Annotated in this window: 4 protein-coding genes; all 4 read right to left on the minus strand. The window is 64.0% G+C overall.

The genetic code is table 11. The annotated features are described in order from the left end of the window. A partial coding sequence (locus tag AC2FM5_RS19350) for a xanthine dehydrogenase family protein molybdopterin-binding subunit (protein WP_496737591.1) occupies positions 1-1,923 on the minus strand: 1,923 nt, incomplete at its 3' end. Between the two features lie 81 nt (positions 1,924-2,004). Beyond that, positions 2,005-2,490, minus strand: a complete 486-nt coding sequence (locus AC2FM5_RS19355) for a (2Fe-2S)-binding protein (RefSeq protein ID WP_170389928.1) — start codon at positions 2,488-2,490, stop codon at positions 2,005-2,007. Positions 2,491-2,638: 148 nt separating this feature from the next. Next, positions 2,639-3,643 (minus strand): molybdopterin-binding protein, encoded by a 1,005-nt coding sequence (locus AC2FM5_RS19360; RefSeq protein WP_496737595.1) that lies wholly within the window; start codon positions 3,641-3,643, stop codon positions 2,639-2,641. After that, a partial coding sequence (locus AC2FM5_RS19365; RefSeq protein ID WP_496737598.1) for an XdhC family protein occupies positions 3,640-3,876 on the minus strand: 237 nt, incomplete at its 5' end. The genes AC2FM5_RS19365 and AC2FM5_RS19360, both read right to left, overlap by 4 nt.

Here is a 3,876-nt window from a genome sequence, read left to right on the forward strand (position 1 = left end):
ATAGGCGCCGGCCGGGAAGGTAAAGTTGGCCGGATCATAGAACGCGGTCTCCTCCAGGCCCGGCTCGACCTCCAGCGGGAAATTGTGCGGCACATAGGCCGTCAGGGTCACATCCCCCCAGGCCACCGACTTGTCAGTGCCGGCCACGGTGAACTGGCCATCCTTCAGCTCGATATCGGCCTCGGACGCCTCCAGCAGATGCGCCGCGATCTTCTTGGCCTTGTCGATCACCTTTTCGGTCGCCTTGACCATGGCCGATCCACAGACAGCCAGCGAGCGCGACCCATAGGTGCCCATGCCGAACGGGATCTTCGAGGTATCGCCGTGCACGATCTCGACCATCGACTCGTCGATGCCAATCATGTCGGCCACGACCTGCGGAAAGGCCGTTTCGTGCCCCTGCCCGTGGCTATGCGCACCCACCATGACGCTGATCGAGCCGGTGGCATTCACCCGCACGGTCGCCGCGTCATAGAGACCCGCACGCGCCCCCAGCATCCCCACGATGTTCGAGGGCGCGATGCCGCAGGCCTCGATATAGCAGTTCACGCCCAGGCCGCGCAGCTTGCCACGCGCCTCGCTTTCGGCGCGACGCGCCGGGAAGCCCGCGAAATCGGCGGCCGGCTCCAGCTTGTCCATAGTGCCGTTGTAGTCGCCGGTGTCATAGGTCAGCGCCACCGGCGTGTCATAGGGGAACTGCGTGATGAAGTTCTGCCGACGCAGCGCCACCGGGTCAACGCCCAGCTCGCGCGCGGCCTTGTCGATCACGCGCTCCAGCTGATAGGTCGCCTCGGGGCGGCCTGCGCCGCGATAGGCATCCACCGGCACGGTGTTGGTGAACATCGCCCGCACGTTCACCTGAATGACCGGCGTCTTGTAGTTGCCCGCCATCAGCGTCCCGTGCAGCCAAGTGGGTACCGAGCTGGAAAATGTCGACAGATACGCCCCAAGGTTGGCAAAAGTGTTTGTCCGCAGCCCGACGAAATTGTTGTCGGCATCCAGCGCCAGTTCGATCTTGCTGACATGGTCGCGGCCCTGTGCGTCCGACATGAACGCCTCGGAACGGCTGGCCGTCCACTTGACCGGGCGATTGCAGGCCTTGGCCGCGAAGGTACAGAACGCCTCTTCTGCGTAGTGGAAGATCTTGGTGCCGAAACCCCCACCCACATCCGGCGCCACGACGCGGACCTTGTGCTCGGGCAGGCCCAGCACGAAGGCGCACATCAACAGCCGGATCACATGCGGGTTCTGCGACGTGGTATAGAGCGTGTATTCATCCGTGCCCCGGCTGTATTCCGCCACGGCCACGCGCGGTTCCATCGGGTTGGCGACCAGACGGTTGTTCACCAGTTCCAAGGTGGTGACATGCGCCGCATTGGCGAACACCTCGTTCACCTTGGCATCGTCGGCCTCGCCCAACTGCCAGTCATAGCAGATGTTGTTTTTCAAATCGTCATGGACCAGCGGCGCGCCCTCTTCGGCGGCGGCTTTCATGTCCAGAACCGCGGGCAGTTCCTCGATATCCACGTCGATCGCCTCGGCCGCGTCACGGGCCTGCTCAAGACTGTCGGCCACGACGGCGGCGATCGGGTCGCCCACATGGCGCACTTTGCCTTGCGCCAGGATCGGGTGCGGCGGTTCCTGCATGGGCGCGCCGTGCTTGTCGGTCACCTCCCAGCCGCAGGGCATGCCGCCCACGCCTTCGAAATCCTTGCCGGTAAACACCCGGACCACGCCGGGCATGGACTCGGCGGCGGACGTGTCGATGCTTTTGATCCGGCCATGCGCGATGTCGGATCGCAGGAAATACACATAGGCCTGACCACGTACGTTGATGTCGTCGGTGTAATTGCCCGCTCCGGTCAAAAAGCGCACGTCCTCGCGGCGCTTGGAACTGGCTCCGATGCCACTGTCTTTGGGCATAGCTTGTTCTCCTCCCATAAACGGATGCTTGCGTGCATCCCAGTCATCCCACGGGCGTTCTCAGTCACGCCCGCAGCGGCATCACTCGGCGGCGATGTGGCTGACGTCTTGGCCGGACGCGGCCATGATCGCCTTGACGATGTTGTGGTACCCGGTGCACCGGCACAGGTTGCCTTCCAGGTATTTGCGGATTTCAGCCTCGGTCGGGCGCGGGTTTTCCTTCAGCAGGGCCGCTGCCGACATCACCATGCCGGGCGTGCAGAAACCGCATTGCAGGCCATGATGATCCTGGAACGCCTGCTGGATCACATTCAAGGAGCCGTCTGGGTTAGCCTGCCCTTCGATGGTGCCGACATCGGCCCCGTCCGCCTCGAGCGCCAGCATGTTGCAGGACTTCACCGCCTCGCCGTTCACATGAACCACGCAGGCGCCGCATTGGGCCGTGTCACAGCCCACATGGGTACCGGTCAGCGACAGGTGATCGCGCAGAAAGCTGGACAGCAGCGTCCGGCCTTCGACATCACCGCTCACGGTCTTTCCGTTCACGGTCATTGAGACCTGTGTCATAAGTTCCTCCCATTTTCGTATTTATCCTTGGCCCGAGTTAAACACGGGAAAAGTCGTTTGAGAACAAAAAACTTGGCCGTTTCCAACCCGTCCCTTAGGAGCAAACTGCCAACATGTATTGCAGGTCGCCAACGGGGCGAAACTGCCGTTACGTCACTTTGCGTTTGGCCCGAGGTTGCGGACGGGTCGGGATTTCCTTGAGCAGACCACCGACGCCCATCGCCGCGATATCGGCTCCCGTGGTCGGGATGCCGCAGGCGACCCGAGACAGCACCCAGTCGGCCCCATTCAACGCGGGCGAACGTGCGCATCCCGGCAAACCGATGACCGGCCGCTTGCCCAAAACCCCGAGAAACAACAGGTTGCCCGGATCAACCGGCATACCGAAACGGTCCACCTGCCCGCCCGCGCGCCGAACAGCCTGAGGCGCCACGTCCTCGACATCGGATGTGGCCGAGCCGGTCAGGATCATCACGATATCGGTGTTCATCCGGGACACTGCCTGCGCCAGAGCGTCGACCGCGTGCGGAACGATCTGCACGTCCACCAGGCTCAGACCCAGGGCCTCGACCCGGCCGCGCATCGCGGCGATGCCCTTGTCGTTGGGCGGCCCGCCGGGAATGTCGGTCACCACCAACCCGGCGCTGCCAAATATCGGCGCTGCCAGGCGAATGGCCCCCTTTGCCAGCTCGGCCGCGCGCTGAACGTCCGCCAGCGGCACAGCGTAGGAAATGACCTTGATCGTGGCGACCATGCCGCCCGCGCCCATCTGCTGATGCTGCGGAACGGTGGCCACCGTGATCATCGGGTTGACCTGATTGAACGCCAGCAGAGCCTCAACATCCAGAACGGCTACGCCCGCCTGATTGGCAATCAGGTTGACGCGGCCGGTGAACGGCTCGGTCACGCGCAAGTTGGCTCCCTTCGGATCCGGGGTCAGTGCCGCAGCCAATTGGCGCGCGGCCTCGTCCTCGTGACAGTCGCCGGGTTCCAGCCGCGCGACGACCACCTCGGACACGCCCGCCTCGGCCAACAGGGCGACATGCGTGTCGTCCAGCATCAGTCCCTTGCGCAGCTTTTTCATGCCAGCCATGACCGAATGCGCAAGGATCGCGCCCTTCGCGTCCGCAACCGGCACCGAGCCGAATTTCATGCCTTGCCCCGCAGCACCGCCGTCATCTGCGCGATGATCGCAACGGCAATCTCGGCCGGTCCGGCCGCGCCGATGTCCAGACCGATCGGCCCGTGGATGCGCTGCAACTGCTCGGTCGAGAAGCCCGCCTCTGTCATCCGCTGCACCCGTTTGGCATGGGTGCGCGACGACCCCAGCGCGCCGATATAGAACACGTCCGAGTTCAACGCGGCCTGCAGGGCGGGATCATCCAG

It is taken from the genome of Ruegeria sp. BHSA162, from assembly GCF_059613385.1.

Bases quoted from the DNA above. Each gene is read 5' to 3' on its own strand.
- AC2FM5_RS19360 (WP_496737595.1), bottom strand. From the start codon at position 3,643: ATGAAATTCGGCTCGGTGCCGGTTGCGGACGCGAAGGGCGCGATCCTT.
- AC2FM5_RS19355 (WP_170389928.1), bottom strand. From the start codon at position 2,490: ATGACACAGGTCTCAATGACCGTGAACGGAAAGACCGTGAGCGGTGAT.